General features: G+C 64.5%; 1 pseudogene. It reads left to right on the plus strand.

The window, feature by feature from the left end:
* A pseudogene (locus NW844_RS12985) lies at nucleotides 1–783 on the plus strand (type II secretion system protein); the annotation flags it as partial.

Here is a 783-nt window from a genome sequence, read left to right on the forward strand (position 1 = left end):
ACCCAGCAGCAGCAGTGCAGCCGGGCCACCATCACCCAAACGCGCACCCGTACGGTTACGCCGCTCTGTACCAGCCAAGCTCCCTTCACCGAAACCCAAACCCAAACCATCACTTGCCAGCCGCCGGGTGCTACCTGCACCTATACAGATTGGACTCCTCAGTGCACGCTGGCCAACGGCGGCCTGACGATAACCCAAACCCGCACCGAGACCTGTACCTCGAGCTGCGGAACCACCACCCGGCTGCAAACCCAAACGGTTACCTGCCCGCAGACTTGCAACTACAACTGGGGGCCCTGGTCGCCGGCTAGCTGCGACGAGGTCATCAACCAAATCGCCTGCGGCACAACCAAAACGTTTACCCAAACTCGGACGGGCACCCTCATCGCCAGCACCAGCAGCCCCACCTGCCAACAAACCAAGACGCAGTCGCAAAATCTCACCTGCCAAGGGCGGCCTTGCGGGCCGGATACCTTTGCGCCCGATGCTCCCGGCAAGAGCCCCTTGGGCGAGTGGATGGCGGCCAAGCCCAACACGGTGGAGCTGCGCCCCGTGGGCGAAGTTCAAGCCGAGCCGGAGCCGGAGACGATCGGCGTCCACGACGTGGCCCAGGCTGCCGATGAAGGTGTAACCATTGCCCTGGAGCCGCGGCTTTCGCCAGTGCTGGAGGTAAAAGCAGGGGTGCCCAAGCCGCCCAAGTGGCCCAACCCTGCCGAAGCCCTGCAGGCCGCCTTCAACTGGATCTTCGGCGAGCCGGCCTACGCCGCCCGCAACGGCCTGAAG

This window comes from Synechococcus sp. H55.2, from assembly GCF_047462495.1.
GTDB lineage: Bacteria > Cyanobacteriota > Cyanobacteriia > Thermostichales > Thermostichaceae > Thermostichus.